This window comes from Synechococcus sp. LTW-R (assembly GCF_014217875.1).
Taxonomy (GTDB): Bacteria; Cyanobacteriota; Cyanobacteriia; order PCC-6307; family Cyanobiaceae; genus Vulcanococcus.
In genome coordinates this window covers 894,319-919,521 of record NZ_CP059060.1, presented here as the reverse complement: position 1 = coordinate 919,521, position 25,203 = coordinate 894,319, and the positions used below count along the sequence as shown (strand labels likewise).

The following is a 25,203-nucleotide window of genomic DNA, read 5'->3' as shown; positions in this document are numbered from 1 at the left end:
CTACGCTGATCGCTTGCTGAATGCGTATCCGTGACCGTCGCCTCTAGCTCTGCTCCGGTTAGCTCTGGCTCCGACTGCACGGCTGCCTTCCGGGCGGCCTATGAAAACCGCTACACCTGGGCCCCTGGCTTCGGCGGCTACAGCGGTCGTTGCGTCTGGGAACAGGACGACCAGCGTGTGGAAAGCAGCTTCAAGGTGGGCGCTGACCTCAAGGCCCAGGTGGAGGGCATCGAGAACGAGGAGATCCACAAGGCGATCGCCTCCCAGCTCTGGGAGGTCTGCATCCACCGGGTCCGCCGCAGCTTCGAGCAGACCCACGGCGAGAACACCTTCACCGCCGGCGAGACCGATGCAGTGGGCACCGAGGTGATTGTGGGCGGCAAGAACGCCGGCGACCGCTACCGGATCAAGGACGACGTGGTGACGATGGTGCACCGCCACATCCACGGCACCGTGGTGACGATCTTCACCGAGAGCACCACCGACACTGGTAGCGGTTACCTGAGCCACACCTACACCAGCCAATACGCCGATCCAGCCAGCGGCGCTGCCCGCGGCGGCAAGAGCACCTTCACCGACACCTTCGTGCCCCTGGCCGGTGAAGGCCCCTGGGTGCTGAGCGAGCGGGTGGTGGAAACCGAGGCCTTTGGGGACACCCCTGCCGGTCGTCAGGTCTTCCGTTTCGAAGCCCTCAACGCCAATAGCTGAACCCCGCCAGATGTGACACGATCCCGCCAGCTTGTACTGACGGGATCGGATGCAGGATCTGCTCAATCAGATCAATTCAGTGGTGTGGGGGCCCTACACCCTCTGGTTGATCGGACTAACGGGGCTCTACTTGATGGTGGGGCTTCGCTTGATGCCCCTCCGCCGCATCGGTTATGCCGTCCGGCAGACCTGGGCCTCCATTCGTCACTCCAATGGCGAAGGTGATGTGACGGCGTTCGAGTCGTTGATGACCGCCCTCGCAGCGACGATCGGCACGGGAAACGTCGCCGGTGTGGCTGGGGCCATTGGGGTGGGTGGTCCAGGAGCCGTGTTCTGGATGTGGCTGATTGCTCTGGTGGGCATGGCCACCAAGTACGCCGAGTCCCTCTTGGCTGTTCACCACCGCGAGGTGGATGAGCTTGGCGAGCATGTCGGCGGACCGATGTACGTCATCCGTAACGGCCTCGGAAAGGGATGGGGTTGGCTGGCGGTTCTGTTTGCGGTGTTTGGCACCCTGGCGGGCTTTGGGATTGGCAATGGTGTTCAGGCCCATGAGCTGGCCAAGGCGTTGAACGTGAGTCTTGGGATAACCCCGCTCGTAACCGGGGTGGTGTTTGCCGCCATCACCTTTGCGGTGATCATCGGTGGTATCGAACGGATCGGCCGTGTCGCCTCCGCGGTAGTGCCGTTCATGGCCATCGTCTACGTGGGTGGTGCGCTCACGATCCTGTTGGCTCACCTGGGCGAAATACCTGCTGCTCTGTCCTTGATCGTCCAGGACGCCTTCACGGCTCAAGCCCTCGCTGGTGGTGCGATCGGCGTCATGATTCAGAAGGGGATTGCCCGAGGTGTCTTCTCCAACGAGGCTGGTTTGGGTACGGCCCCTATCGCCCAAGCGGCCGCCAAGCCTGGTGATCCGGTGCTGCAGGGCTCTGTCGCCATGCTGGGCACCTTTATCGACACGATCATCGTTTGCACGATGACTGCGCTGGTGATCGTGATCAGTGGCGCCTGGCTGCCAATGGAAGGTGCGACTGCACCTCAGGGCGTCGCCCTCACGATGGCAGCCTTTGATTGGGGGCTGCCCGGTGGTGCTTGGTTGGTGACCTTCGGCACGGTCTTCTTCACCGCGACCACGATCCTGGGTTGGGGTTACTACAGCGAGCGCTGCCTGGAGTTTCTCGTTGGCGTGAAGGGGATTAAGCCGTTTCGCTTGGTCTGGGTTGCCGTTGTCGTCTTGGGCTCAGTGGCCAGTTTTGATCTGATCTGGACCGTGGCTGACATCCTCAATGGACTGATGGCCATCCCCAACCTGATTGCGCTCCTGCTGCTCAGTGGCACGGTCTTCAAGCTGACCCGTGAGTACCAGTTCGAGCGCTAGGCCTCGAGATTGCAGTTCACCGCCAGCTCAAAGGGCACGCAACTGTTGGGTTGCTCGAGCAGCTGGCTGGTGAGGGCGGCGAGGTCTTCGCTTTGGGTCATCTGCTCGGGCGGCAACGCTTTCACGGCGGCAGCCATGTCGGTGTTGACCCAACTCGGGCAGATCGCCGTCACGCGGATGCCGCTCTCCCAACCCTCATTGCGCATCGTCTGGCAGAGCCCCATCAAGGCGAACTTGCTGGTGCTGTAGGCCGCCAGGCGCCCCTTGGTGCGTTTGCCACTCATCGACACCAGCACGACGATGCGGCCGGAGCCATGGGCGGCCAGCTGCGGCCAGGCGGCACGGGTCAGCCACCAGGGCCCCATCACATTGATGTCGAAGAGGCACTGGATCTCCTCCTCTTGGCCGTTCTCAAAGACAACGGGCACCCGCGAGAAGATCCCCGCGCAGTGGATCACGCTGTCGAATCGCCCGAAGTGCTCCAGCGTCGCCTGCACCCAGGCGTCGGCATCGCTGGGTACCGCCGCGTCATAGGGATGCAGCAGGACGCGATCGGCCCCGGCCCGCTCCGGGTCGAGGGGACTCCCCTTGAGGTCGTCTGGGTTGCGCAGGCCCAGGCTCAAGCGATGGCCATCGCGTAAGAGCCGCTCCGCCATGGCCCGGCCGATGCCGCGGCTGGCGCCGCTGATCAGGAGTGTGCGCATCGCCTTAGTTGGGCAGGGTGACGAACTCTTCCGAGATCGTCGGATGCAGCGCCATCGTGCGGTCGAAATCGGCCTTGGTGGCCCCCATGCCGATCGCGATCGCTGCCATCTGAATGATCTCGGCGGCGTGCTCGCCGACCATGTGGCAGCCCACCACCTTGCCGCTGGCGGCCTCGAGCACGAGCTTCAGCAGCACCTTCGGATCACGGGCCGGTAAGGCTTGGCTCATCGGCCGGAAGCGCGCCCGGTGCACCTTGACGCCGTCTGGACCAAAGCGCGCCATCGCGGCCTCTTCGCTGAGGCCCACGCTGGAGAGCTCCGGCTGGGAGAAGACGGCAGCGGCCACCAGGTCATGGTCCACCTGGCGGGGTTTGTTGCCCCAGATCGTGTCCGCGAGGGCCCGTCCCTCATCAATGGCAACCGGGGTCAGGTTGATCCGGTCCGTGACGTCTCCCACGGCGTAGATGTGGGGCACGTTGGTGCGCTGATCCGCATCGACCGGAATGCGATGGCCTTCCACCGCGACGCCGGCGGCTTCGAGGTTGAGCCCCGCCAGGAAGGGGCGGCGGCCTGTGGCCAGCAGTACGCCGTTGCAGGCGATGCGCTCGCCGCTCTGGGTGACCACCGTCAGTGCCCCCGGTTCGCCTTCGATGGCGGCCGGGCTGTGGGCCAGGCGGACCGTGATGCCTTCGGCCTCCATCGCCTCCTGCACCGCCAGGCCGCATTCCCGATCGAAGCCCCGCAGCAGGTGATCGCCGCGCACCAGTTGGGTGACCTTCACGCCCAAGCCATTGAGGATGCAGGCGAACTCACAGGCGATGAAGCCGGCGCCGACGACGACGACCTCCTTGGGGAACTGCGGCAGTTCGAACAGGTCATCACTGACCCAGCCCAGCTCGGCCCCTGGAATCTCGGGGCGATGGGGCCGGCCTCCGACCGCGATCAAGATCCGCTCGGCCGTCAGCCGCCGCGTTTCGCTGCCAGTGCTGTCCTGCACGCTGACCGTGCGGTCATCGGCCAAGCGCCCCCAGCCCCGTACCAACTCCACCCCCGCCTTCTCGAGGAAGCCGATGTGCAGTTGGTTGAGGCGATCCACCTCCGCGCGCACCTTGCTGAGCAGGACGCTGCTGTCGTGGCTGATCACGCCGATGCTCCAGCCGTAGCTCGCGGCATCGCTCAATTGATGGCGGACAGCCGAGCCATAGACCATCAGTTTTTTGGGGACGCAACCGCGGATCACGCAGGTGCCGCCCACCCGGTCCCCTTCGACGATGGCCACCCGGGCTCCATAGGACGCGGCGCGCTTGGCGGCGGCCAGTCCGCCAGATCCGGCCCCGATCACGATCAGATCGAAGTGCTCGCTCATGCCATCGCCCTTGCCTGCCCCAAGTGTTGCCTAGAGGGGCCCGAGCTGCCGCCTGGATTCCCTAAAACAGAGACCCGTCCCGCCCTCCCGTTGATGTTCAGCTCCCCGGGCCCGCAAGCACTGAGCTGGGACGACCTCGCTGAACTCCTGCCCCTGCAGAGCGACGAGCAACTGCTGCAGCTGCGCCAGGAGGGGCCCACCAATGCCCAGGCGCGCCTGCGGTTGTTTGGCCGGCCGGAGTCCGAGGTGCGCGTCACCCTCTACCGCGATCACCACGCCTGGTGCCCCTACTGCCAGAAGGTCTGGCTTTGGCTCGAGGAGAAGCGGATCCCCTACCGGATCCGCAAGGTCACGATGTTCTGTTACGGCGAGAAGGAGCGCTGGTACAAGCAGGTTGTGCCCTCCGGGATGCTCCCCGCCCTGGAGCTCGATGGCCGGGTGCACACCGAGAGCGATGTGATCCTGCAGGCCCTTGAAAATGCTTTCGGGCCCCTCGAGGCCGGGCTGAGTGATCCCGATGTCTTCCCCCTGCGGCAGCTCGAGCGTCGTCTCTTTCGAGCCTGGTGTCAGTGGCTTTGCTACTGCGATGGCGAGGGCCCCCACAGCGCCCCCGCGGAGCAGCACTTCGCACGAATCGCAGGCTTGGTGGAGGAGGCCCTCGAGGCCACACCCGGTCCGTTCTTCCTGGAGCGCTTCAGCAGCGCCGATGTGATCTTCATCCCCTACCTCGAGCGGATGAACGCCTCCCTCGCCTACTACAAGGGTTACGGAATTCGTCAGCAGCACCCCGCCATCGACCGTTGGTTCACGGCCCTCGAGCAGCGCCGCACCTACCTGGGGACCCAAAGCGATTTCCACACCCACGCCCATGACCTGCCGCCGCAGATGGGTTGTTGTTTGGCCAGCGGTGGCGCCGAGCAACGGCGCGTTGCCCAGCTGATCGATCAGGGGCCTTGGCCCTTGGCCGATCCGGCGGTGATCGAAACACGCCAGGAGCAGCCCGAGGGCGCCCAGCTCGAGGCGGTCGCGCGGGTGTTGCGTCACCGTGAGCGGCTGATGGCGGTGAATCCTGCGGCGGGGCCCGCCCTGGATCAAGCCCTGCGCTCGGCCTTGACCCTGCTGCTCAAGCCCAACAACGGAGTGATCACACCTCCGGCGGGTACGGCGGTGGGACTGCGGTACCTGCGCGATCGCATCTCGGTGCCGCGGGATATGTCACTGCATGCCGCTCGCCTCCTGCGCACTGCCCTGGAGGCCACGGCCGCCCTGGATAGTCCGGAGCAGCCCGCGCCCCTGCCGGTGCAGCACCGCCGCGACCAGAACCCGGTTCCCTTTCTCGCCGAGGCCTAACGGCCGCTGATTTGGGCTTTCTTGTCCGTCAGGTACTGCACGAGTTCCTGTTGGAGCACCACCAGCTCGCGGGTGCAGCCGCGGAAGGCCGCCCGGTGACGAATCTCTTCGTGGCGGGTGTTCAGATCACGCAGCATCAGTTCGATGGCATCGAGTTCAGCCCGGTTCATCGAGGTGCGCTGCAGTCCTTTGAACATATCAACTGCTCTTAGAAACGCTGGCTAGCGTTCAACCATCCACATCAACGCTGCTATGGCCGCTTGGAGAGCGTCATCGGCTGCCGCTTGTACGGCGCTGGGTTTGCTTCTCTCCGGGGTGGCGGATGGCCTCCGGCCTGAGGCCGTGTCGGCCCTTGAGCTCCGGGGGCAGACCTACTTCACGAATCCGCCCTGGAAGGTGGATTTCACCAACTACTACTGGTACGTCAACCAGGCCCAGGGGGAGTACTACTTCACGGTCACCCTCGCTGAGAACGCGGGAGCTGGTTTGGGGGGGCTGGTGATCACGCAGATCCGCGGCGTGGATCGCAGCTTCTCGCTGGCGCCCAAGCGGGCCCGGGCCTTCATCGGCCGCCCCCGCCGGGAAGGGGCCGCCGTACCCGTGGAGGCAACCTTTGATCAGGCGACCCGGACCCTGCGGGCGGTCTTCCCCGAGCCTCCCCAGCCGGGGCAGGTGGTGACCCTGGCGCTCCTGCCCCCCCTCAATCCCACCTGGGCCGATACCTATGTCTTTGCCGTGCAGGCCCTGCCGGCGGGGCCGAATCCGGTGCCGGCTCCCTTGGGGGTCGCCCGGCTTGAAATCATGAGCCGTTTTTGGTGATCCCGCTCCGCCAGCTGGCGGCGGCGAAGACCACGGCCATCGCCAGATAGCCCTGGGCCCAGGCCGCCCCTGTGCCCCAGCCCAACTGCAGGCTCGTGTCGCTGGCGCTGAACTGCCAGGCATGGATCACGCCGAACCAGGAGCAGGCGGCGGCCACCAGGGCCGTCAGGCAGGCGGCTTTAAAGCGTTGTTCGATCGCGTAGACGACCATCGCGGCCAGGAGCATCGCCGTGATGATCTGCCCCTGCTCCAAGGCAAAGGCGCCGGCGGCCCAGACATCGGACTGCTGCAGTCCCTCCAGCAGCGCTGGGCCGAAGGGGGTGCCTGGACCGCCGGCTCCGCCGGCCCGCAGCCCCGCCTTAATCAGCAGCGCCCCCCACCCGGCCAGACCGGGCATCAGCCCAAGGGCGACCGCGGCGGCATGGGCGCGGGGGGTGGCTTCAAAGGCCTGGGCGGTGATCACCAGACCGATGTAGAGGACGATCGCCATTCCGGCTTCGATCGGCACGATCTGGCCCACGACGCCAAAGAGCCCCAGCAGGCAGGCCGCCCCCATCAAGAGGCCGTTCAACCAGGAGTAGCCGATGCGGGCCCCCATCCCTTTCCAGCCGGGATGTCCGATGTAGATCGTGGTCGGAAAGCAGGACCCCATCCCCGCCGCGACCACGGTGCCCAGGCCATTGATCAAGAGGGAGCTGCGCTCGGGGTAGCGGTCCCCGGCGGCCTCGGCGCTCTCGATGTTCTGCAGGGAACCCAGCACGTTGAAGAGGCCCATCGGCACGATCACCCCTAGCCAGGGCAGCAGTTGTCCGCGCGCCGCCCAGAGGCTGCCGAGCTCCAGGTGGGGCCAGCGCCAGCCGATCTGGGTCGCCTCCTGGGCCCAGCGCTGGGGATCAGCGTCGATCAAGCCACTGCTCCAGGCCAGGACACTGCCCACCAGCACCGCGAGCAGCCCGCCGGGGATCGGGAAGCGGACCTTGCCGTAGTAGGTGGCCAGGATCACCCCCAAGACCGCCAGCCCCACCAGGGGTTGGGCGTAGGTGCGCAGCAGGAAGCCCAAGGCGATGTAGCCCAGCGCGATGCCGGCCAGGGTGGAGAGCAGGGCCGCCCGCGGCAGCCAGCGCCGGAGCCAATCGGCGCAGAAGGCTCCGCAGGCTTCGATCAGGCCCGAGCCCAGGCAGGCCACCAGACCCGCCTGCCAGGAGAGCTCCACGGCGGAGGCCTCATCGAGGCCCTGGCTCAAGGCGGTGAGTTTCACCGGCAGCATCACCAAAAAGATGTAGGCGAAGAGGCTGACCGTGTTGATGCCATAGGGCAGGGCCGTGCGGTCATCGCGCCCCTCCCGCTGCGCCAGCCGATAGGCCTGCAGGGCGTAGGCGCCATTGCCGATCAGCAGGCTGATGCCCGTGGCGGGCAGGATCGTGCCAAAGACCAGGGCATCGGGGTAGCCCAGAACCCCCCGGCAGAGCCCAAGGATCAAGAGGATCTGGATCAGGTTGTCCAGGCTCAAGCCCAGAAAGCCATCCAGGTCGCCGCTGACCCACCAGCGCGGTCCCGGCTTGCTCGAGTCAGGCACGATCATGGCGGCAGTTGCATCATCTCAAGCATGCAAGCCAGCTGGAATGGAACTGTCATCGCCGAGAGCGACGACATCGTTGTGGTGGAGGGCAATCCCTATTTCCCCCGCGCGGCCCTCAAGCAGGAGTTCTTCCGCGACAGCAGCCACACCAGCAGCTGCGGTTGGAAAGGCACCTGTCGCTACTGGGATGTGGTGGTCAACGGTGAGGTCAATGCCAACTGCGCCTGGAGCTACGAGACCCCCAAGCCCGCTGCGGCTGAAATCACGGAACGGGTGGCCTTTTGGAAGGGGGTCAAGGTCAGCTGAGACTCGGCACAAATGCCGATTGACGCCCTTTGGGGCGTCGCTTGGATGAAGCGGTTGCGCGCTGAGCCTGGCGATGCCGAGTTCGAAAGACGCCGCGAGCTTGGTCTTGCTGGCCCTCTACGGCTTCATCGCCCTGCGGCTGGCGCTCACCTGGTTGCAGCGCCGCCGTCAGCGCCGCTGGCGCAGTGCGCCCCACTGTTTGCTTGCACCATCAAGGCCTACCGCAGCGGGCCGTTCGTGCTGAGCGTTATGCAGGTTTTGCATGGTGCGCTGGATTCCGTGACATAAGGCTTTTTGGCCTTGGCGTGGGCTCTAAGTTTCCGCAGCCATCAGCGCGCCTCTCCCCTTGGATCGTTCTGCTCCAAACCGAGCCATCGATCCAGCGGACGCTGCGGTGATGCAGGCCTTGGCGGCTTATGTCGCGGAGAACTACGCGAGTGATCTGCGCATGCCGGACCTCGCGGCCCATGTGCATGTCAGTGTGCGCACCCTGCAGAACCTCTTCCATAGCCATTGCGGTGAACCACCGCTCAAGGCCCTGAGACGTTTCCGCTTGCATCAGCTCCACGGACTCGTCATGGACCGTCCCTGGACCCCCCTGCGGGAGCTCTATCGCCAATCCGGTTTGACCGGCTCGGTCGCCGATCGCGATTTTTTCCTCGAGATCTACGGCCTGACCATCCGTGAGCACCAGGAGGGCTCCCGGGTGAAAACGGCGTCTCCCGCCGTGCCGTCGGTGTTGACGGAGCTGCCCAAGGGGGAGCTGCGCTACATGCTCCAGCTGGCGGCCTAGGGCAGCAGCGAGGAGTGGTGGTGCTCAATGCGCCACTCCCCATCCCGGTAGGCATAGACAAAGGTGTAGCGGGCCTGCACCCAGCCCTGGCCATCGAGTTCAAAGCTGTAGTTGCCTGCATCGATGGCGACGTTGCAGTCGCTCTGGATCACCCGCTCATCAATGCGACCGGTGGGGTGTTTGCTCAAAAAGCCCTTGAAGTAGTCCTCGATCCCGGCTGTCGTGGTGCGGGCCTGATCCGAGAGGGTGGGCAGGAGCAGGGCATCGGCTTGGTAGAGGGCGCTGACCTGGGCTGGATCCCCTGTGGCCAAGGCCTCGTTCCAGCGGTCGAACAGGGCTGCGACCTGGGTGTCCGAGAGGGAGTGGCAGGTCGCAGCCAGCGCACTGTTCACACCGACACAGAAAACGGCGAAGAGCGACAGCAGCAGCTGAAAAAACCGGTTTAAGTTCGGACGATGGCTTTGCGTCTGCCTCCGTTTCATCCCCTGCCGCCCCCGACGGAGGGCAAACAGGCGCTGTTCGAGGTCCCTATTCAGGATCTGCATCCGACTCAGCTCTGTGTGGGCATGGCGGAGATCGTGAGCCGCCAAGGGGATTTTGCTGAGGATGACCCGAAAGAGCAGCGGCAGTACTTAAAGCGCAAACCCACGCCGCTGGTCCGCAGTGCCGCCGGTGAGCTCTGGATGGTGGATCGCCACCACCGTCTGCGGGCTCTGCTGGAGCTGGACCCCAAGGCCACGGCCTTTGGCTATGTCGCCCTCGAGGTGCCCAGCGCGGACCCCGCCGTTGTGCTCGCTGAGCTGCATCGCCGCGGCTGGCTCTACCTCTATGACGGCCGCGGCTTGGGGCCGCAGCACCCCTCCGTCCTGCCCCCGACCCTTCTTGGAACCCAGGACGATCCCTACCGCAGCTTGGTCTGGAAGTTGAAGCGCGAGAAGGTGATCGCGTCGGCGCCGCTGATTCCCTTCCACGAGTTCCGCTGGGGTGCCTGGCTGCGCAGTCGTCAATTGCCGCCCTTCAGCTCCGCCAAACTCGAGCCGGCTCTACCCGCCGCCCGGGCCCTGGCCCGCTCCCAGGCGCCCTCACAGCTGGCCGGTTGGATTGGTCCAGGCTGACTAGCTTGCGGGTAGCGCGAAGGATTGCGGCCGATGTTTCGTCATTTCCTGGTGCCCACGGACGGCTCGGAGCTCTCCCAGTTGGCGGTGGATCAGGCGCTGGAGATGGCTAGTGAAATCGGCGCCAAGGTCACCTTCTTCCACGTGCAACCCAGCTTCTATGGGCGCCCCGATGTGGCCCTCTATGGCGAAGGGTTGGTGCTCGATCCGCTCTTGAGCGAGCAGTTCAACAAGGCCAACGCGGAGTACGCCGAATCGGTCTTGGCGCAGGCCAAGGCCAAGGCCAGCGCCAAGGGGGTCTCGGCCGCTGGTGCCACCTCGGTCAATGCCGTGATCTACGAGGCGATCCTGGAGGCGGCCAGTGAGAACGGCTGCGATCTGATCTTCATGGCCTCCCATGGCCGCCGCGGGTTGGCGGGTCTGGTTCTGGGGAGTGAAACCCAACGGGTGCTCACCCACGCCGATCTGCCGGTGCTGGTCTACCCCGGCCGCGGCCAGGACTAGGCCCCGCCCTGAACGCTGGTGGCCTGCTGGATGAGCTGACCGGCGGTCGCCGCGTAGACCTGCTCCGCCTCCTCGGCGCTGCGGCCCACGCAGGTCATGCCCAACTTGCCGTACTCCGAGAGGCAGCCGAGGAGGTGGAAGACGCTGCCCCTGAGGCGGGCGGGGTCGTAGTGCAGATCCGCTTCCGCGACGATGTCGATCAGGTCCGCCGGCAGCAATCCCCGCAGGTTGGGATGGGTCAGGTTGTCGGTGGCCATGTAGTGCAAGGCCTGGCCGGTGGGAGAGAGAAATTCCCCGGACTCCGGATGGAGCTTGCCCGTGGTGATCGCCCGCAGGGCCATGTAGGGATGGGTGGTGCCTCCTTGCCGCAGGTTGACCTCGATCGCCTGCAGGTCCCACTGCCCATCGATCAGGCGGGCGATGAAATCGACCGCGTAGCGCTCCAGGGCCCCTTCGGCGGCGAGGGCTTCGCCGACCGCTTGGCCATGGCGCATCAAGGCGAGGCGATAGGCCTGATCTGCGGGGAAGCGGCAGCCCTGGTAGGTCTGGCCGTTGGCTCCCCCCAGGATCTGTTCGTGGGTGGAGAGCACCTCGACGCGCCCCCCGGGGTGAATCGTTCCTTGCACGCTCGGGGAGCTGAGTTGATCGCCCCCCTCCAGCCAGGCCTCCACCAACGCCCCCTGCTCCGCCAGCAGGGTGAGCCAGCCTTGGGCGGGCATCGGTAGGCGCTCCAGTTCCTGGCGCAGCCGCTGGCGCCGGCCGGCCGCCGAGCACGCGTCGAGGTCCAGCGGCAGGAGATCGAGGGCGGCGTTGCCCTCACCGCTGATCCCCTCGTTGAGCTTGACCACACAGCGCTTGAGCTCGGGGTGCTCCTCCCAGAGCGTGGCCGTGACCTCGCTCAGGTCGTCGAGGTTGTGCACCAGATCGCTCCCCTGCGGATGGGGCACGGCGCAACGGGCAAAGAGCTCACGGCTGCCGGCCTTGCTGCCCCAGTGGCCATGGGCGGGGTCGGTGCCCAGCAGGGGAATCTGCAGGGCTTCCGAGAGGCGTTTTTCCAGCTCGGTCACCACGAAGCAGCTGATGAAGCTGCGGCCTGGGCGCAATTGCTCCTTGATCCGGGCCAGCAGGGCGGGGCGCTCCAGCAGCTTTTCGGTCAGGGGACGGTTGGAGGCGTCATCGGTGTCAAAGAGCTGCAGCCGCCGGCGGGCATGGGAGGTGGGGACACCGGGCAGGAGTTCCAGCACCGCATCGACGACGAGCTCCGGCAGCAACTTGCTCGTGACGTAGATCGCCCGCACCCCGGGGTCCCGGAGCCGAATCAAGGAGAAGAGCTGCCGTTCCTCGTAGTGGTGCGCTCCGGTGACCAAGGCCATCAGGGCCTTGTCCATCGTCAGGGAGGGCACCACGAGCACATCGAATTGACCGCTCTTGCCGCTGTGCTCACAGCCCCAGCCCGGCTGCAGTTGCGCTTGGAGTTCCCGAAACGAGAGGGCCATGGGGCAGGGCGCGCCTCTCCATCTTTGCGAGGTTCTTCCGTTTTGCCCGCGCCACAGCTAAGTCGGTAGTAGGTGCAGGTCTGCAGGTCGGTGAGCTCGAGCAATCCTGGATGGGAGGACCTGGCGCTCTGGCAACCGCTGATCGATCGGCTGGACCCGATCGAGCGGATTGAGGAGCAGAACAGCACCCGCCTGCCCTGGTTGATCCCGGAGCGCCATCGGCGCATGGCCGAGAGCCCCTTTGCTTGGTTTCGAGGGACGGCCGCCCAGATGGCGGCAGACCTGGCTCCGCTGCCCCGCAGTGCCCACCGGGTCCAACTCTGCGGCGATGCCCACCTGCTGAACTTCGGCTTCTATGCCTCCCCCGAGCGCAGCTTGGTCTTCGACATCAACGACTTTGATGAGACGTCTCCTGGACCGTTTGAGTGGGATGTCAAACGTCTCCTCGTCAGTGTCGTCTTGGTGGCGCGGCAATGGCAGCTCGATGGCGAGGAGCAAGCCCGCTTGGCCCGCAAGGTGGCGGGGGCCTACCGCAAGGCGATGGCGGAGTACGCCGAGCTCCCCACATTGAAGCTCTGGAACTGTCTGCTGCATGTCGAGCGCTTTGTTGAGGCCCTCCCGCAGACGGCCTTTCGCTCCCACCTCGAGGCGGCCGTCGCCAATGCCCTGCGGCGCTCCGGCCGCCACGCCATCCAGAAACACTGTGAGTTTCTGCCGGATGGGACCGCGCAGATCCGCCATCAGCCCCCGCTGATTTGGCGCCATGCCCTGCTGGATCCCCGACTGCTCTGGACCTCAGAACCGGACTTGGACCCGGCCTCCATTCCAAGCCACAGCAAAGCGATCGCCTTCCTTCTGGCGGGCTATCGCGAGAGCCTGCCGCCCCATCGCCGCCATCAACTGCAGGACTTCGCCTTGATCGACACCGCCCTGAAGGCCGTCGGTGTCGGTTCCGTGGGGACCCGCTGTGCGATTGGTTTGATGAAGGGGCCGCACCCCGAGGATTGGCTGCTGCTGCAAAGCAAGCAGGCTCTCCCCTCCTGCGTCAACCAGCAGTTGGGAGGCGGCTCAGGGCATGACGGTCAGCGGATTGTTGAAGGTCAGCGCCTGATTCAGTGCGTCTCGGATCCCTTTCTGGGCTGGACATCAACGCCGAAGGGGATCCCGATGGTTTGGCGGCAGCTCCGGGATTGGAAAGCGTCGGTGTCCCTGGAGGCGATGAAGCCCTCCTCCTTGAAGGCCTACGCCAAGCTCTGCGCGTCGGTCCTCGCCCGGGCCCACGCCAGAAGCGGACAGCGCCAAGCGCTCCATGGGGCCCTGGGGGATGACAAAGCGTTTGATCGGGCCATGGCCAGCTTTGCCGTGGCCTACAGCGATCAGGTGGAAGAGGACCACCGCGCCCTGCTGCAGGCGATGGCCTCAGGTCGTCTCACAAGCTCAGACTGATCTGGACGCTGGTGGTCAGGATCCCTGGGGTGGGTTGCTCGCGCCCGCTTGGATCGAAGATCCACTGCAGGGTGGGTTGCAGATTCAGGTTGGGATTGAGCTGCAGCCGGTAGCCCAGTTCCAGGACGCCCTCATAGGGGCGGTTGGGATAGGCCGGTGGTGCACTGGCGCTCAGGCCGGCGTGGCTGCCCCCCAGGATCAGCAGGTCCTGTGGGCGGTTGGGGACGATGCCTTGGATCACCACGCCACCGCCGATGAAGCTGGGGGCCTGGTTCAGGCTGAAGTCCGGCGAGTAGGCCGCGCTGATCCAGACCCGATCATCGAGTCCCAGGCGTAATCCGCTCTTCCACGTCGCGCTTCCATAGACGCCTTCGCCCTGGAAGTCCGTGGTGAAGCCCCCCACCGACAACAGCGCAGCAGGCAAGGTGGGGGTGGCGGCAACGGAACCCTTTGGCGTGTAGTTCAGCTGCAGGATGTGGGCATCGCCGACCTTGGTGGGTGTGAGGTTCACCGGCGCCCCCAGGGAGGTGATCACAGGGATCGCTGTTTTCAGGTCAAACCAGCCGTAGTAGACGGCGAGGGTCTCGTGGGGATGCAGATCCAGCCGTGCCGCGAGGGCAGAGAAGGGCGTAATCGGAATGTTCCCCGCATAGATGTTGTAGGTGTTGTTCAGCGCCGAGTGCACATAGCTATCGAGGATCGGGGCCGTCATTAAGGTCCCGTCGAAATCGCTATTGATCGGGATGACACCAGCGCGTACTCCAAGCCAGCCGGTTCCTGCGTCACGCTCCAGCGAAAGTTCCGTTGGGTAGAACCCGGCGGGGTAGGCCAGGGTTTGTGGGGTGAGAAAGGCGCCAATCCGGCCGGCGTAGCTGTTATCGCCGGCGACGTGGTTGACGTTGAGGTTCAGGCTCCAGTGGTCCAGCTCGACCCAGTCCGTGGAGGCCTTGCCCAGGCCAGCTCCGACCTGGAGATCAAGTGCGGTGTCTTGGATCCAGGCCGATGTCTGCGCCGACCCGCCGATGGGGTTGGCCATGGGCTCGGCGGTGTAACTGATCGAGACGCGCAGCCAATCCGGCAGCTTCAGTGCCTGCTGCAGGCTGAAGGACTGATCTGCCGAGGCTTCCGCGCTGGGCGTGTCGACTTCGCCTGCCCAGGCGCCCGCCCCAAGCAGCAGTCCCAGCAGGCAGCCCAGGGATCCAGTGGCGAGGCCGCGCGGGATCACCGTGGCGTTCGAAAAGGCGATCCCATCTTGGCGAGGTTGAGGGCGTTACGCCTGCGCGTTCCTCAGTGCCATTGGGCCCGATTGAGCCGCCAATTCAGTGGTTCACCGGCGTGGAACGGCACCAGGGTGGTTGGCGTCGTGCTGCCGTTCTCGAGTTCCATCAAGCCAGAAACCGCCTCGCTCTTGTCGTTGCGTTCCAGCTGCACCGTGCCGGTGTTGAGCGGAAGCCCGTAGAAGGTCGGGCCATGCACGCTGGCAAAGGCCTCGAGGCGATCGAGCACCCCCTCCTCCTCGAAGACCTGGGCGTAACTCTCGATGGCAAACGGTGCGTTGTAGATCCCGGCGCAGCCGCAGGCCGATTCCTTCGATCCCCTCGGGTGGGGCGCTGAATCGGTGCCCAGAAAGAACTTGCTGCTGCCGCCGGTTGCCGCCGCCCGCAGGGCGAGGCGATGCCGTTCCCGTTTGGCGATCGGCAGGCAGTAGAAGTCCGGCCGCAGGCCCCCTTGGAAGAGGGCGTTGCGGTTGATGTGCAGGTGATGCGGGGTGATCGTCGCCGCCAGGTTGTCCGGTCCGGTGGCAACGAAGTCCGCCGCGTCGGCGGTGGTGATGTGCTCGAGCACCACCTTCAAGCCCGGATGGCGCTGGAGCAGGGGGATGAGCTGCTGCTCGATGAAGACCGCCTCGCGATCAAAGATGTCGACGGTTGGATCGGTGACCTCGCCGTGGATCAGCAACGGCATGCCAATCCGCTCCATCGTCTCCAGCACGGATTGGATGTTGGCGAGATCGCGCACCCCGGCATCGGAGTTGGTGGTCGCGCCGGCGGGGTAGAGCTTGGCGGCGGTGAAGACCCCTTCGCCATGGCCCCGCTCCAGTTCGGCGGGGTTGATCGTCTCCGTCAGATAGGCGGTCATCAGTGGCGTGAAGCCCGCTGCGGCATCAGGCCCTTGGCTGGCGCGGAGGGCGGCCGTGATCCGATCGCGGTAGGCCTGGGCTTGCTCCACCGTCGTGATCGGCGGCTTGAGGTTGGGCATCACGATCGCCCGGGCGAATTGCCGTGCGGTGTGGCCGACCACGGCCTGCAACATCTCCCCATCCCGCAGGTGGAGATGCCAGTCGTCCGGGGTGCGGATCGTGAGGGTGCTGCTCATGCCTTTGTTTTACACAACGCGCTGGCCCTACTCGAAGGGCGTCTCCCGCGGCTGGTTCCAGGTGGAGCGGTTGGGGCCGCCGGAGACGAGGTAGGCCGAGAGGGCCAGCAGCAGCACCGAGCCGGAGAAGACGAGCAGGTTGGTGGTGTTGTCGATCGGGAAGATCAACATCGATTTGAAGGCAGCCACGATCAAGGCCACCAGGATCACCTTGACCAACTTCTCCTTGAGGACATCCAGGCTGCGGATGTCCAGGAGGCCGTTGCCGCCGGCGCCCGGGCTGCGGGCCGCTTCGATGTCGGAGATCAGCAGCTCGTAGACGCCGTAGCCAAAAATCATCAGCGCGATCCCAATCAGATAGAGATCGACGCCGCCCACCAGTTCCCCTAGCAGCAGGGCCACGGTGCGGCTGTCGTCGGGGGAGGCATCGAGCAACAACCCCATCGAGTGCCAGATCTCAGAGGTCCCGCTGATGAAGGTGGCGCCGCTCCCCAGCAGGCTCATCACCACGGGAACGATCGCGATCAAGCGGAATTTCCAGAGCCAACGCTCAAAGACGTTCTCAATGGCCCAGCTCAGACGCTTGATGGAGCTCATCGACGCGTTGCATGCAGCGATAGATGGGGTGACCCTAGGCAGGCCAGTCCTTGGATTTGTTTGACGGCGGAGTTGGTCGCGATCCGAGTGCAGCCCCGCGCCAGCCGCGATCAGGTGCAGGGTCTGCGGGATGGGGCGATTGCGATTCAGCTCAAGGCTCCCCCGGTGGATGGGGAGGCCAATGCGGCCCTGCTGCGCTTTGTCGCTCGCGCCCTGGGTGTGCGGCCCCGCAGCGTCGTGCTCGTCCGCGGCCAGACCAGTCGGATGAAGTGGATTCAGGTGGAGGGCCTCACGGCCCAAGCGGTGCAGGAGCAGTTGCTGGCTTCGCCCCAGCCCTAAAAACCGATGGCACAATTCGCGAAATGAGCCCCGATTGATGCCCCATCCCCCCTCGCTCATCGGCAAGGTGCTTCGAGCATTTCCCCTGCTCGCTGGCCTGGCCCTGACCGGTTGTGCGGTGGAGGGCTCCGGGCTGCAAAGCCAAAAGCTGGCCGCGGTGAAGGCGCGGGGCGAATTGGTCTGCGGCGTTGATGGCAAGTTGCCGGGCTTCAGCTTTGTCGCCCCGGATGGCCGCTACCAGGGCTTCGAGGTGGACCTCTGCCGGGCCGTGGCCGCGGGTGTGCTCAGTGATCCTGGACGGGTGCAGTTCCGCGACCTCAGCGCCAGTGAGCGCTTTGCGGCGGTGAACAGCGGTGAGGTGGATCTGCTCTCCCGCAGCACCACGATGACCCTGAGCCGCGATGCGGCGGGGGGCAATGCCCTGAGTTTTGGCCCGATTCACTTCTATGGCGGCCAGGCCGTGATGGTGAACGCCGGCAGCGGCATCACCACGCTGAAGCAGTTGGCCGGCAAACCGATCTGCGTCACCACGGGCACCACGACGGAGTTGAACCTCGCCGATCGGATGCGCGAGCTCAACGCCGCCTACATGCCGCTGAAGTTCCAGAACGACGGCCAGACCTACGCGGCCTACCTCCAGGGACGCTGCGTGGCGGTCACCAGCGATCGGGCCCTGCTCGCGGCCAAGCGCAGCAGCTTTCCCGACCCCAAGGCCCACGTGCTGTTGGCCGGCGACCTGAGCAAAGAGCCCCTGGCGACGGCCACGGTGAATGGCGATCCGGTCTGGGCCGACGCGGTGCGCTGGATCACCTACGCCTTGATGCAGGCCGAGGAGTCCGGCATCACCCAGGCCAATGTCGAGGCGAAGCTCGCCGAAGCAAAGGCCGATCCCAACCAGGCCGATCTGCGTCGCTTCCTGGGGGTGGATGGTCAGCTGGGCCAGCAGCTGGGTTTGCCGGCTGACTTCGTCGTTCAGGTGATCAAGGCCACCGGCAACTACGGCGAGATCTTTGATCGCAACCTGGGCGTGAACACCCGCATCAACCTCGAGCGGGGCACCAACCGTCAGTTGACCGATGGCGGTCTGATCTACTCGCCTCCCTTCCGCTAATGGCGCCGCCGGTCACCCCGTGGTGGCGCAACCGCCGCCTGATCCCGTGGCTTGTTCAGGCCGCCGTCGGTGTGGTGGTGCTGGTCCTGGTGGCCTTCCTCGTGGGGAACTTGGTGCGCAACCTGGCGGCCGCTGGGTTGTTGCTGACCTGGCGCTGGATCGGCAACCCCGCCGGCTTTGACATCGCCGGCAGTTGGTTGCCCTTCAGTGCGGAGCAGCCCTACTGGTGGGCGCTGCTTGCCGGACTGGTCAACACCCTGCGGGTTGTCGTCATCGGTCTGATTGGCGCTTCGATCGTCGGCACCGCCGTCGGGGTGGCCTCCTTCAGCGGCAATGCCCTGCTGCGGGGGCTGGCGCGGGTCTACGTCGAGTTGATCCGCAACATCCCGCTGCTGCTGCAGTTGGTGTTTTGGTATTTCGTGGTCTTCCTGGCCCTACCCGGTGGGGCCAACGCGATCCAGTGGCCCGGGTTGGTGTTGGCCCAGTCGGGCCTCTACCTGGGCATGCCCGAATTGGTGAACGGGGTCTGGCAGGCGCCGATTCGCCTGAGTGTTGAATTCGCCGCCCTGTTGACGGGATTGATCGTCTACATCTCCGCTTTCATCTCCGAGGTGGTGCGCGGCGGGATTGCCTCGGTGCCCAAGGGGCAATGGGAGGCGGCCCGTTCCTTGGGTTTCACGCCCCTGCAAACTCTGCGGCGGGTGGTGCTGCCCCAGGCCCTGCCGGTGATTGTTCCGGGCCTCAACAACCAGTACATCTCCTTGGCGAAGAGCTCGTCTCTGGCCATCGCCTGCGGCTACGCGGACCTCTACTCGGTGGCGGAGACGACCTTGAACCAAACCGGCAGGGCCGTGGAGGTGATGGTGATCCTGCTGGGGGCGTACCTGGCGATTGACCTGGTGATCTCCGCCTTGATGAACGGGCTGAACCGGGCCGTCCAGCTGAGGAGCCGTTGATGGAACGTCCCTCTGCGCTGCAGCGGCTGCGGGCCGCCCTGTTCGCCTCTCCCCTCGATGGGCTGATCACGGTTGTGCTGCTGGCGGCCTTGCTCGCCGGTGGCCACGCCCTGCTCCACTGGCTCGTCTTCAAGGCCCAGTGGGCGGTCATCCAGGTCAACAGCACCCTGTTCGCCGTCGGCCGCTACCCATTGGATCAGCAGTGGCGTCTCTGGTTGCTCACCACGCTGCTGGCGGTGGCCACGGGTTTGAGTTGGGGGCTGCTGCGCGCCTTGCCCCGCCCCGATCGCCGTGCGGTGCTCTGGCCCACCAATGACCGGTTCGCGGTGGCCCTGCTGAGCGGTTTGGGCGTGCTCGTTCCGCTCGTCTTGCAATTGAGCGCTGCCATCGCCCTGCGCTGGTGGTTGATCACGGCCCTCCTGATGGCCAGCCGTTGGTTGGCCGGGCGTTGGGGTACGGCCCTGCCCGCCATCGCCCGCCGCGGCTGGCCGTTGATCTGGCCGCTGCTCTATCTGCTCGGCATGACCTTGATTGCCGGTGGATTCGGCGTGCCCGCGGTCTCCCCCTACCGCTGGGGTGGATTGCTCTTGACCTTGATTGAGGCCTGCTTCGCGATCCTGCTCTGCTTCCCCCTGGGGGTGCTGCTCGCCCTGGGCCGGCGCAGCAGCCTGCCGCTGTTGCGTTGGCTCTCGGTTCTCTACATCGAGTTCATCCGCGGTGCGCCGTTGATCACCCTGCTCTTTTTGGGGCAGAACATCCTGGGCCTGCTGCTGCCGGGCGGCTTCACCCCGGATCGGGTCTGGCGGGCGGCCTGGGTGCTGACCTTCTTTGCGGCGGCCTATGTCGCCGAAGCGGTCCGCTCCGGACTGGTGGCCCTGCCCCCCGGTCAGATGGAGGCGGCCCGCGCCCTGGGCTTGCCGGTCCATCAGGCCATGCTCCAGGTGGTCTTGCCCCAGGCCCTGCGGGTGGCCTTGCCGGCCATGGTCGGGCAGTTCATCAACCTGCTGCAGGACACCACCTTGCTTTCGCTGATCGGCCTGTTTGAGCTGCTGGGGACGGCCCGGGCGGTGATGGCCAATCCGGCCTTCATCGGTAAAGACGCCGAGGTCTATCTGGTGCTGGCGGTGCTGTTTTGGTGCTGCTGCGCTGCCTTGGGTTTGGGGAGCCGCGCCCTGGAAACCCGCCTGAACACCAACCCCCAACCCGCCTGAGGTTTGCCATGACGGATCGCGACCTGATGATCGAGGCCCGCGGGGTCGAGAAGTGGTATCCCAACGGCTACCACGCCCTGCGCGGTGTGGACCTGAACGTCTACCGCGGTGAGGTGGTCGTGATCATGGGGCCCTCCGGCTCCGGCAAGAGCACCTTCATTCGCACCTTCAATGCCCTCGAGGATTTTCAAGGAGGGGAGATCGTCGTCGATGGGATGGCGCTCTCCGATGACGTGCGCAACATCGATGCCATCCGCCGGGAGGTGGGGATGGTCTTTCAACAGTTCAACCTGTTCCCGCACCTGACGGTGCTCGAGAACCTCTGCCTGGCGCCCGTGCTGGTGCGCAAGCGGGAGAAGGCGGAGGTGGAGCGCGAGGCCCTGGAGCTGCTGGCGCGGGTCAACATCCGCGAGCAGGCGCACAAATACCCCGGCCAGCTCTCCGGCGGTCAGCAGCAACGGGTGGCGATTGCCCGCTCCCTCTGCATGGAGCCGCGGGTGATGCTCTTCGATGAACCCACCAGTGCCCTGGACCCGGAGATGGTGCAGGAGGTGCTGGAGGTGATGCAGGAACTGGCCCGCGAGGGCATGACGATGGTGGTGGTCACCCACGAGGTGCGCTTTGCCCGTCAGGTGGCGAGCCGGGTGGTGCTGATGGCGGAGGGGGAAGTGGTGGAGATTGCGCCGCCCGAGCAGTTCTTCAGCGCGCCCCAACACGAGCGCACGCGGCAATTCCTGAGCCAGATTGCCTAAATGGAGCGGCGCCACGTTCAGGCCTACATCGAAGAGGTGCCCCGCTGGTCCAGCGGGGAAGGTCTGGCCGGCCCGCCCCTCTCCTCGATGCAGTGGCTGGTCTGGGTGCTGGCCTCGGCGGGCAAATTTTTTGAAGGCTTCATCGTCTTCATCGGTGGCATTGCCCTGCCGCTGGTCCACGAGGAATTCGCCCTGAATGCGGCGGAACTTGGCCTGCTGACGGCGGCTCCCCTGTTCGGAATCCTGCTGGGTGCCCTGGTGTTGGGCGGCTTGGCGGATCGCTGGGGGCGCAAACCGGTCTTTATCGCCGAGATGCTCCTGCTGTTGCTGGGCTTGATCGGTGCGGCCTTCAGTCCGAGTTTTGCTCTGCTGCTGGGCTGTCTGCTCCTGGTGGGGGTGGCCCTCGGGGCGGACTACCCCACGGCCCATCTTGTGATTTCTGAATCGATCCCCTCAGCGATCCGGGGTCGCTTGGTGCTGGGGGCCTTCAGTTTTCAGGCCCTGGGGGCCCTGGCGGCCACCGCCTTGGGCATCGGCGTGTTGCTCTTGCGCCCTGAACTGCAGGCCTGGCGCAGCTTCTATCTCTATCCGGTCCTCCCCGTGGCCCTGGTGGCCTGGGGCCGATTGCTGCTGCCGGAGAGCAGCCACTGGTTGGCTTCGCGCGGTGACCTGCGCGGCGCCGCGCAGCAGTTGGGTCTGCTCTTGAACCGCTCCGACGTGGAGCTCCATCCCATGGAGAGCACCGCCGCCGCCCACGGTTCCTGGCGGGAGCTGTTCCAGGGGCGACTGCTGCGGGCCACGGTGCTCTCCTCGGTGCCCTGGTTCCTCCAGGACATCTCGACCTACGGCATCGGGATCTTCACTCCGGTGATCATCGGCGCCTTCTTTGGCACGGAGATGGGCGGTCACAGCGTGAGCGCGGTCATCTATGACGACCTGCTCGGAGCCAAGGGCGCGGCCTTTGTCGACCTGGCCTTCGTCGCCGGGATCGCGGTGGCGATTGCCCTGGCGGATCGCTGGGGCCGCATCCCTTTGCAGGTGCTGGGTTTCATCGGCTGTGCCGTGGGCTTGACCTTGGCGGCCCTGGGCTCCGGTGATGGCCCCTGGGGCCAAAGCCTGCCCTTAATTCTGGCCGGTTTTGTGGTCTTCCAGTTCATGACCAACGTCGGGCCCAATGCCCAGACCTATCTGTTGGCTGGTGAACTCTTCCCGACCCACCTGCGGGGCTTGGGGGCTGGTGTGGCGGCCGCGGCGGGAAAGGTCGGTGCGGTGCTCACGGCCTTTCTGTTTCCGGTCCTGTTGGCGCAATGGGGCACGCAACGGCTGCTGCCGCTGCTGGTGCTCTCCTCGCTCGTCGGTGCGGCGGTGACCTGGATCTATCGCATCGAGACGAAGGGCATGGATCTGGGTGATGCGGCCCACGAACGGCCATGACCCGTCCCCGCCAGCTGCTGCTTCTGGCGGGTGGTGGCCACAGCCACGCCCTGCTGCTGCGGCGTTGGTTGATGCGGCCGCAGCTCAAGCCCAAGGACACCCAGGTGGTGCTGGTGAATCGCGGCAGCACGGCCCTGTATTCGGGGATGGTGCCGGGCTTGGTGGCGGGGCTTTACGGCCTGAGTGAGTGCTCGATTGATCTGCGCGATCTCTGCGCGCGAGTCGGTGTGACCTTTGTGCGAGCCGAGATCACGGGCTTGGATCTGCCGGGCGCGCAGCTGCTGCTGGCCGGGCGGCCACCGCTGGCCTTTGATCGCCTCAGCCTGGATCTGGGCTGCCAGACCCGGGAGGCCGCCGGGCAGCTCGGGGTTAAACCGCTGGAGCCCTTCCTGGCGTGGCTGCAGCAGGCACCGCGCGCGATCACGATCCGCGGTGGCGGGGCAGCGGCGGTGGAGCTGGCTCTCGCGTTGGTCGCCCGCGGCCATCAGCCCCGCTTGCTGCTGCGGTCTGAGCAGCTGCACCTGGGTTCGCCGGCGGCCAACCGCGCCGGGGAGCGCCTGCTGGCCGAGGCGGGGATTCCCCTGAGCCGCCATGTGGGCCCGGACACACCGGCGGATTTGGCCTGCACGGGCTCGGAGGCTCCGCCCTGGTTGGCGGCCAGTGGCCTGCCCTGCGATCCCCTGAGCGGCCGGGTTTGGACGGAGCCGAGCCTGGCGGTGGAGGGCCATCCCCAGCTGTTTGCCTCGGGTGACTGCGGCTTGATTCGCCGCGATCCCCGGCCCGCCTCGGGGGTCTGGGCGGTGCGGGCCGCACCGCTGCTGGCCCGCAACCTCAAGCGCAGCATCGAGGAGCCCCAGCGGCGCTTGACGTCCTGGCGTCCCCAGGCCCGCGCACTCCAATTGCTCGGTGACGGGGGAGCGCGTGCCGTCGCCTTCTACGGCGCCAGGGCCTTCGGACCCTCCCTGCTGCTCTGGCGCTGGAAGCAGCGCATTGATCGGCGCTTCATGGAGGGGTTTGCGCGCGGCGCGGTCATGGCGGGCGGGGAGGCGATGGCCTGCCGGGGCTGTGCCGCCAAGGTCGCCGCGGATCCCCTCCAGCGCGCCCTGGCCCGGCTGGAGCCGGAGGCCGGTTGTCCGCCGCCGGAGGATGCGGCGGTGCTGGCGTCCAGCTCCAGTGGTGCGCTGTTGCTGCAGAGCCTTGATGGCTTTCCGGCCCTGGTGGATGACCCCTGGCTGAATGCACGGTTGACGACCTTGCATGCCAGCAGCGACCTCTGGGCCTGTGGTGCCCAGCTGCAGAGTGTGCAGGCCCTGGTCACCCTGCCGGAGGCGTCCGCGTCCCTGCAGCAGGAGCTGCTCTTTCAAACCCTGGCCGGCGTGCGCTCAGTGCTCGATCCGCTCGGGGTGCCGTTGCTGGGCGGTCACACCCTGGAGGGACGCGATGGCGCCGGCCTGGGACTGAGCTTGAGCGTCAATGGATCGGTCGCCCCTGAGCGCCACTGGCCCAAGGGCCCCCTGCAGGACGGCCAGGTTTTGCTCTTGACCCGGCCGATTGGCACCGGGGTGCTGTTTGCGGCGGCGATGGCCGGGCTCGCCAAGCCCGAGTGGATCGACTCCGCCTTGGAGACGATGCAGCAGAACCAAGCTCCCCTGGTGGAGCTGTTGCAGGAGCACGGTTGCCGTGCCTGCACGGACATCACGGGGTTTGGCCTGCTCGGTCACCTCGCTGAAATGCTCGGCACGGGCCAAGTGGTGGAGCTGGACCCCGGCGCCGTTGCGGCCCTGCCTGGAGCGCGGGAACTGCTTGCGCAGGGGCTGGCCAGCACCCTGGCCCCCTCCAACGCCCGGGCCTTGGCCCATCTCGATCCCGGCTCGGGCATGCGTTGTTTGACGCCCGCCACGGCCGTCGATCAGCAGTTGTGGATCGATCCCCAGACCTGCGGACCGCTGCTGGCGGCCCTGCCGGCGTCCCGGGCGGAGGCGGCCCTGGCTGGCCTGCACGCAATGGGGTTTGCCCAGGCGGCCGTGATCGCTCGGGTGTTGAAGGCCTAGTCACGCACCAGCCAGCCCACGGTCAGATCAGCCGGATCGCGCTGCAGGTAGAGGTAGCCGCGGGCGCCCTTGCTGCGGCGGCCGTTCACGATCAGGGCGCTGTAGTTGTAGGTCCGTCCGCTCTGGTCGGTTTCCTGGATCGTTCCCCAGCAGCTCTTGGGGCTCAGGCTGAGGGCGCCGCTGTAGCTGACGCTTTCGTTGTCTCCGCCGTAGCTGGAGAGGGCGATGCCCTCCACGCTGCCGTTGGTCCAGCGTTCCCGTTGCACCACGGCATTGGGGCTCCAGCCGCCATTGACTTGGCTGAGGCCCACCTGCCGGCTGACCGCCAGCCCATTGAGGTTGGCGCTGTTGCAGCGGTCCGTCGCCATCGGGAGCCAGCTTTCACTGAGCACCTGTCCTGTGTTGCGGATCAAGCCGTAGACGGGGCGGCCGCGCCCATCGAGCACGACCTCGCTGCGGTCGACGCCCCAGGGCAATGTGCGCTGGATGACGGCGACACAGTTGCTGCCGATCGTCCGCTGACCGGTGTAGGCACTGCGGCGTTCGCCCTGGCCGCGGCGCTCCACGATCAGTCCTTCGACGCGCCCATCCGGGAGCCAGCGCTCCTCCATGAGCCGGGCGGTTGGGGTCTTGCGGTTGGCGATGACACCGGCCCCCCAGACCGCGAAGCGTCCGGTGCTGCTCGGGCACTTGGCGGAAGCCGCTTGGCTGGCGGGCACCGGAAAAGCTGCCAAGAGGAGGGCAGCAGGCAGAACAACGCGAGCGAGGCCCATCGCGGCGGCTCCAGGCAGGGGTGCGCGCATCTTGGG

The 25,203-nt window shown here is 66.2% G+C and carries 27 protein-coding genes; 17 read left to right on the top strand and 10 right to left on the bottom strand.

From position 1 onward, the window contains the following. Nucleotides 1-30 precede the first annotated feature (30 nt). The gene (locus tag H0O22_RS05210) at nt 31-708 is read left to right on the top strand and encodes a DUF3386 domain-containing protein (protein ID WP_185187914.1); all 678 of its coding nucleotides are present in this window, start codon (nt 31-33) and stop codon (nt 706-708) included. Nucleotides 709-757: 49 nt separating this feature from the next. Next, nucleotides 758-2,089 carry a sodium:alanine symporter family protein gene (locus tag H0O22_RS05205; protein ID WP_185187913.1) on the top strand — a complete coding sequence of 444 codons (1,332 nt, stop codon included), beginning with the start codon at nt 758-760 and terminating at the stop codon, nt 2,087-2,089. Here the strand turns inward: H0O22_RS05205 and H0O22_RS05200 are convergent. Next, entirely contained in the window at nt 2,086-2,793 is a 708-nt protein-coding gene (locus tag H0O22_RS05200) for an SDR family NAD(P)-dependent oxidoreductase (protein ID WP_185187912.1), read from the bottom strand. The genes H0O22_RS05205 and H0O22_RS05200 overlap by 4 nt on opposite strands. A 4-nt stretch (nt 2,794-2,797) precedes the next feature. Then, nucleotides 2,798-4,159 carry a glutathione-disulfide reductase gene (gene gorA / locus H0O22_RS05195; RefSeq protein WP_185187911.1) on the bottom strand — a complete coding sequence of 454 codons (1,362 nt, stop codon included), beginning with the start codon at nt 4,157-4,159 and terminating at the stop codon, nt 2,798-2,800. Between the two features lie 93 nt (nt 4,160-4,252). On the opposite strand from gorA, the gene H0O22_RS05190 reads away from it, so the two are divergent. Further along, nucleotides 4,253-5,509, top strand: a complete 1,257-nt coding sequence (locus H0O22_RS05190; protein ID WP_255439491.1) for a glutathione S-transferase family protein — start codon at nt 4,253-4,255, stop codon at nt 5,507-5,509. Here H0O22_RS05190 and H0O22_RS05185 read toward each other — a convergent pair. After that, the gene (locus H0O22_RS05185) at nt 5,506-5,706 is read right to left on the bottom strand and encodes a hypothetical protein (RefSeq protein WP_185188474.1); all 201 of its coding nucleotides are present in this window, start codon (nt 5,704-5,706) and stop codon (nt 5,506-5,508) included. The genes H0O22_RS05190 and H0O22_RS05185 overlap by 4 nt on opposite strands. A gap of 55 nt (nt 5,707-5,761) precedes the next feature. Here H0O22_RS05185 and H0O22_RS05180 point away from each other — a divergent pair, with 55 nt between their 5' ends. Further along, nucleotides 5,762-6,328, top strand: coding sequence for a DUF2808 domain-containing protein (locus H0O22_RS05180; RefSeq protein ID WP_185187910.1), 567 nt, complete (start codon nt 5,762-5,764; stop codon nt 6,326-6,328). On the opposite strand, the gene H0O22_RS05175 is transcribed toward H0O22_RS05180, so the two are convergent. After that, nucleotides 6,309-7,910, bottom strand: coding sequence for an NCS2 family permease (locus tag H0O22_RS05175; protein ID WP_185187909.1), 1,602 nt, complete (start codon nt 7,908-7,910; stop codon nt 6,309-6,311). The genes H0O22_RS05180 and H0O22_RS05175 overlap by 20 nt on opposite strands. A 24-nt stretch (nt 7,911-7,934) precedes the next feature. On the opposite strand from H0O22_RS05175, the gene H0O22_RS05170 reads away from it, so the two are divergent. The 3 genes from H0O22_RS05170 (at nt 7,935) to H0O22_RS05160 (ending at nt 9,006) form a co-directional block, all read left to right on the top strand. Beyond that, on the top strand, nt 7,935-8,213 hold the full coding sequence (locus H0O22_RS05170) for a DUF427 domain-containing protein (protein ID WP_185187908.1): 279 nt from the start codon (nt 7,935-7,937) through the stop codon (nt 8,211-8,213). Between the two features lie 73 nt (nt 8,214-8,286). Continuing rightward, nucleotides 8,287-8,457, top strand: coding sequence for a hypothetical protein (locus H0O22_RS05165; RefSeq protein ID WP_185187907.1), 171 nt, complete (start codon nt 8,287-8,289; stop codon nt 8,455-8,457). A gap of 102 nt (nt 8,458-8,559) precedes the next feature. Next, a complete protein-coding gene (locus H0O22_RS05160) occupies nt 8,560-9,006 on the top strand; it encodes a helix-turn-helix domain-containing protein (RefSeq protein ID WP_255439490.1) in 447 nt (148 codons plus the stop codon). Here the strand turns inward: H0O22_RS05160 and H0O22_RS05155 are convergent. After that, nucleotides 9,003-9,398: an SgcJ/EcaC family oxidoreductase gene (locus H0O22_RS05155; protein WP_255439489.1), complete on the bottom strand. Its 396-nt coding sequence runs from the start codon at nt 9,396-9,398 to the stop codon at nt 9,003-9,005. The genes H0O22_RS05160 and H0O22_RS05155 overlap by 4 nt on opposite strands. Nucleotides 9,399-9,461: 63 nt before the next feature. On the opposite strand from H0O22_RS05155, the gene H0O22_RS05150 reads away from it, so the two are divergent. Both H0O22_RS05150 and H0O22_RS05145 read left to right on the top strand, forming a co-directional pair. Beyond that, nucleotides 9,462-10,121, top strand: coding sequence for a ParB-like protein (locus H0O22_RS05150; protein ID WP_185187905.1), 660 nt, complete (start codon nt 9,462-9,464; stop codon nt 10,119-10,121). Between the two features lie 33 nt (nt 10,122-10,154). Beyond that, a complete protein-coding gene (locus tag H0O22_RS05145; RefSeq protein WP_185187904.1) occupies nt 10,155-10,625 on the top strand; it encodes a universal stress protein in 471 nt (156 codons plus the stop codon). On the opposite strand, the gene H0O22_RS05140 is transcribed toward H0O22_RS05145, so the two are convergent. Then, nucleotides 10,622-12,121, bottom strand: coding sequence for a peptide ligase PGM1-related protein (locus H0O22_RS05140; RefSeq protein WP_185187903.1), 1,500 nt, complete (start codon nt 12,119-12,121; stop codon nt 10,622-10,624). The genes H0O22_RS05145 and H0O22_RS05140 overlap by 4 nt on opposite strands. A gap of 90 nt (nt 12,122-12,211) precedes the next feature. Here H0O22_RS05140 and H0O22_RS05135 point away from each other — a divergent pair, with 90 nt between their 5' ends. After that, complete coding sequence (locus H0O22_RS05135) at nt 12,212-13,567, top strand: DUF2252 domain-containing protein (protein ID WP_185187902.1); 1,356 nt, start codon at nt 12,212-12,214, stop codon at nt 13,565-13,567. On the opposite strand, the gene H0O22_RS05130 is transcribed toward H0O22_RS05135, so the two are convergent. The 3 genes from H0O22_RS05130 to H0O22_RS05120 all read right to left on the bottom strand — a co-directional run bounded on the left by H0O22_RS05130 (nt 13,551) and on the right by H0O22_RS05120 (nt 16,540). After that, a complete protein-coding gene (locus tag H0O22_RS05130) occupies nt 13,551-14,792 on the bottom strand; it encodes a carbohydrate porin (RefSeq protein ID WP_185187901.1) in 1,242 nt (413 codons plus the stop codon). The genes H0O22_RS05135 and H0O22_RS05130 overlap by 17 nt on opposite strands. Before the next feature lie 62 nt (nt 14,793-14,854). Continuing rightward, complete coding sequence (gene pyrC / locus H0O22_RS05125) at nt 14,855-15,943, bottom strand: dihydroorotase (protein ID WP_185187900.1); 1,089 nt, start codon at nt 15,941-15,943, stop codon at nt 14,855-14,857. Between the two features lie 27 nt (nt 15,944-15,970). After that, nucleotides 15,971-16,540 (bottom strand): YqhA family protein, encoded by a 570-nt coding sequence (locus H0O22_RS05120; RefSeq protein WP_010317753.1) that lies wholly within the window; start codon nt 16,538-16,540, stop codon nt 15,971-15,973. Between the two features lie 72 nt (nt 16,541-16,612). Here H0O22_RS05120 and H0O22_RS05115 point away from each other — a divergent pair, with 72 nt between their 5' ends. From H0O22_RS05115 to selD, 7 genes are read left to right on the top strand one after another with little or no spacing between them, the layout of a single operon-like run. Continuing rightward, complete coding sequence (locus H0O22_RS05115) at nt 16,613-16,879, top strand: DUF167 domain-containing protein (RefSeq protein WP_255439487.1); 267 nt, start codon at nt 16,613-16,615, stop codon at nt 16,877-16,879. 37 nt (nt 16,880-16,916) lie between these two features. After that, nucleotides 16,917-17,990: an amino acid ABC transporter substrate-binding protein gene (locus H0O22_RS05110; RefSeq protein WP_185187899.1), complete on the top strand. Its 1,074-nt coding sequence runs from the start codon at nt 16,917-16,919 to the stop codon at nt 17,988-17,990. Further along, nucleotides 17,990-18,946: an ABC transporter permease subunit gene (locus H0O22_RS05105; RefSeq protein ID WP_185187898.1), complete on the top strand. Its 957-nt coding sequence runs from the start codon at nt 17,990-17,992 to the stop codon at nt 18,944-18,946. The genes H0O22_RS05110 and H0O22_RS05105 overlap by 1 nt, the downstream gene beginning before the upstream one ends. Further along, nucleotides 18,946-20,157 carry an amino acid ABC transporter permease gene (locus tag H0O22_RS05100; RefSeq protein WP_185187897.1) on the top strand — a complete coding sequence of 404 codons (1,212 nt, stop codon included), beginning with the start codon at nt 18,946-18,948 and terminating at the stop codon, nt 20,155-20,157. The genes H0O22_RS05105 and H0O22_RS05100 overlap by 1 nt, the downstream gene beginning before the upstream one ends. A gap of 8 nt (nt 20,158-20,165) precedes the next feature. Continuing rightward, the gene (locus H0O22_RS05095) at nt 20,166-20,909 is read left to right on the top strand and encodes an amino acid ABC transporter ATP-binding protein (RefSeq protein ID WP_304623029.1); all 744 of its coding nucleotides are present in this window, start codon (nt 20,166-20,168) and stop codon (nt 20,907-20,909) included. Next, complete coding sequence (locus tag H0O22_RS05090; protein WP_185187896.1) at nt 20,910-22,343, top strand: MFS transporter; 1,434 nt, start codon at nt 20,910-20,912, stop codon at nt 22,341-22,343. Beyond that, nucleotides 22,340-24,394, top strand: coding sequence for a selenide, water dikinase SelD (gene selD, locus H0O22_RS05085; RefSeq protein ID WP_185187895.1), 2,055 nt, complete (start codon nt 22,340-22,342; stop codon nt 24,392-24,394). Before H0O22_RS05090 ends, selD begins: the two co-directional genes overlap by 4 nt. On the opposite strand, the gene H0O22_RS05080 is transcribed toward selD, so the two are convergent. Beyond that, a complete protein-coding gene (locus H0O22_RS05080; RefSeq protein WP_255439485.1) occupies nt 24,391-25,197 on the bottom strand; it encodes a hypothetical protein in 807 nt (268 codons plus the stop codon). The genes selD and H0O22_RS05080 overlap by 4 nt on opposite strands. Nucleotides 25,198-25,203: the final 6 nt, after the last annotated feature.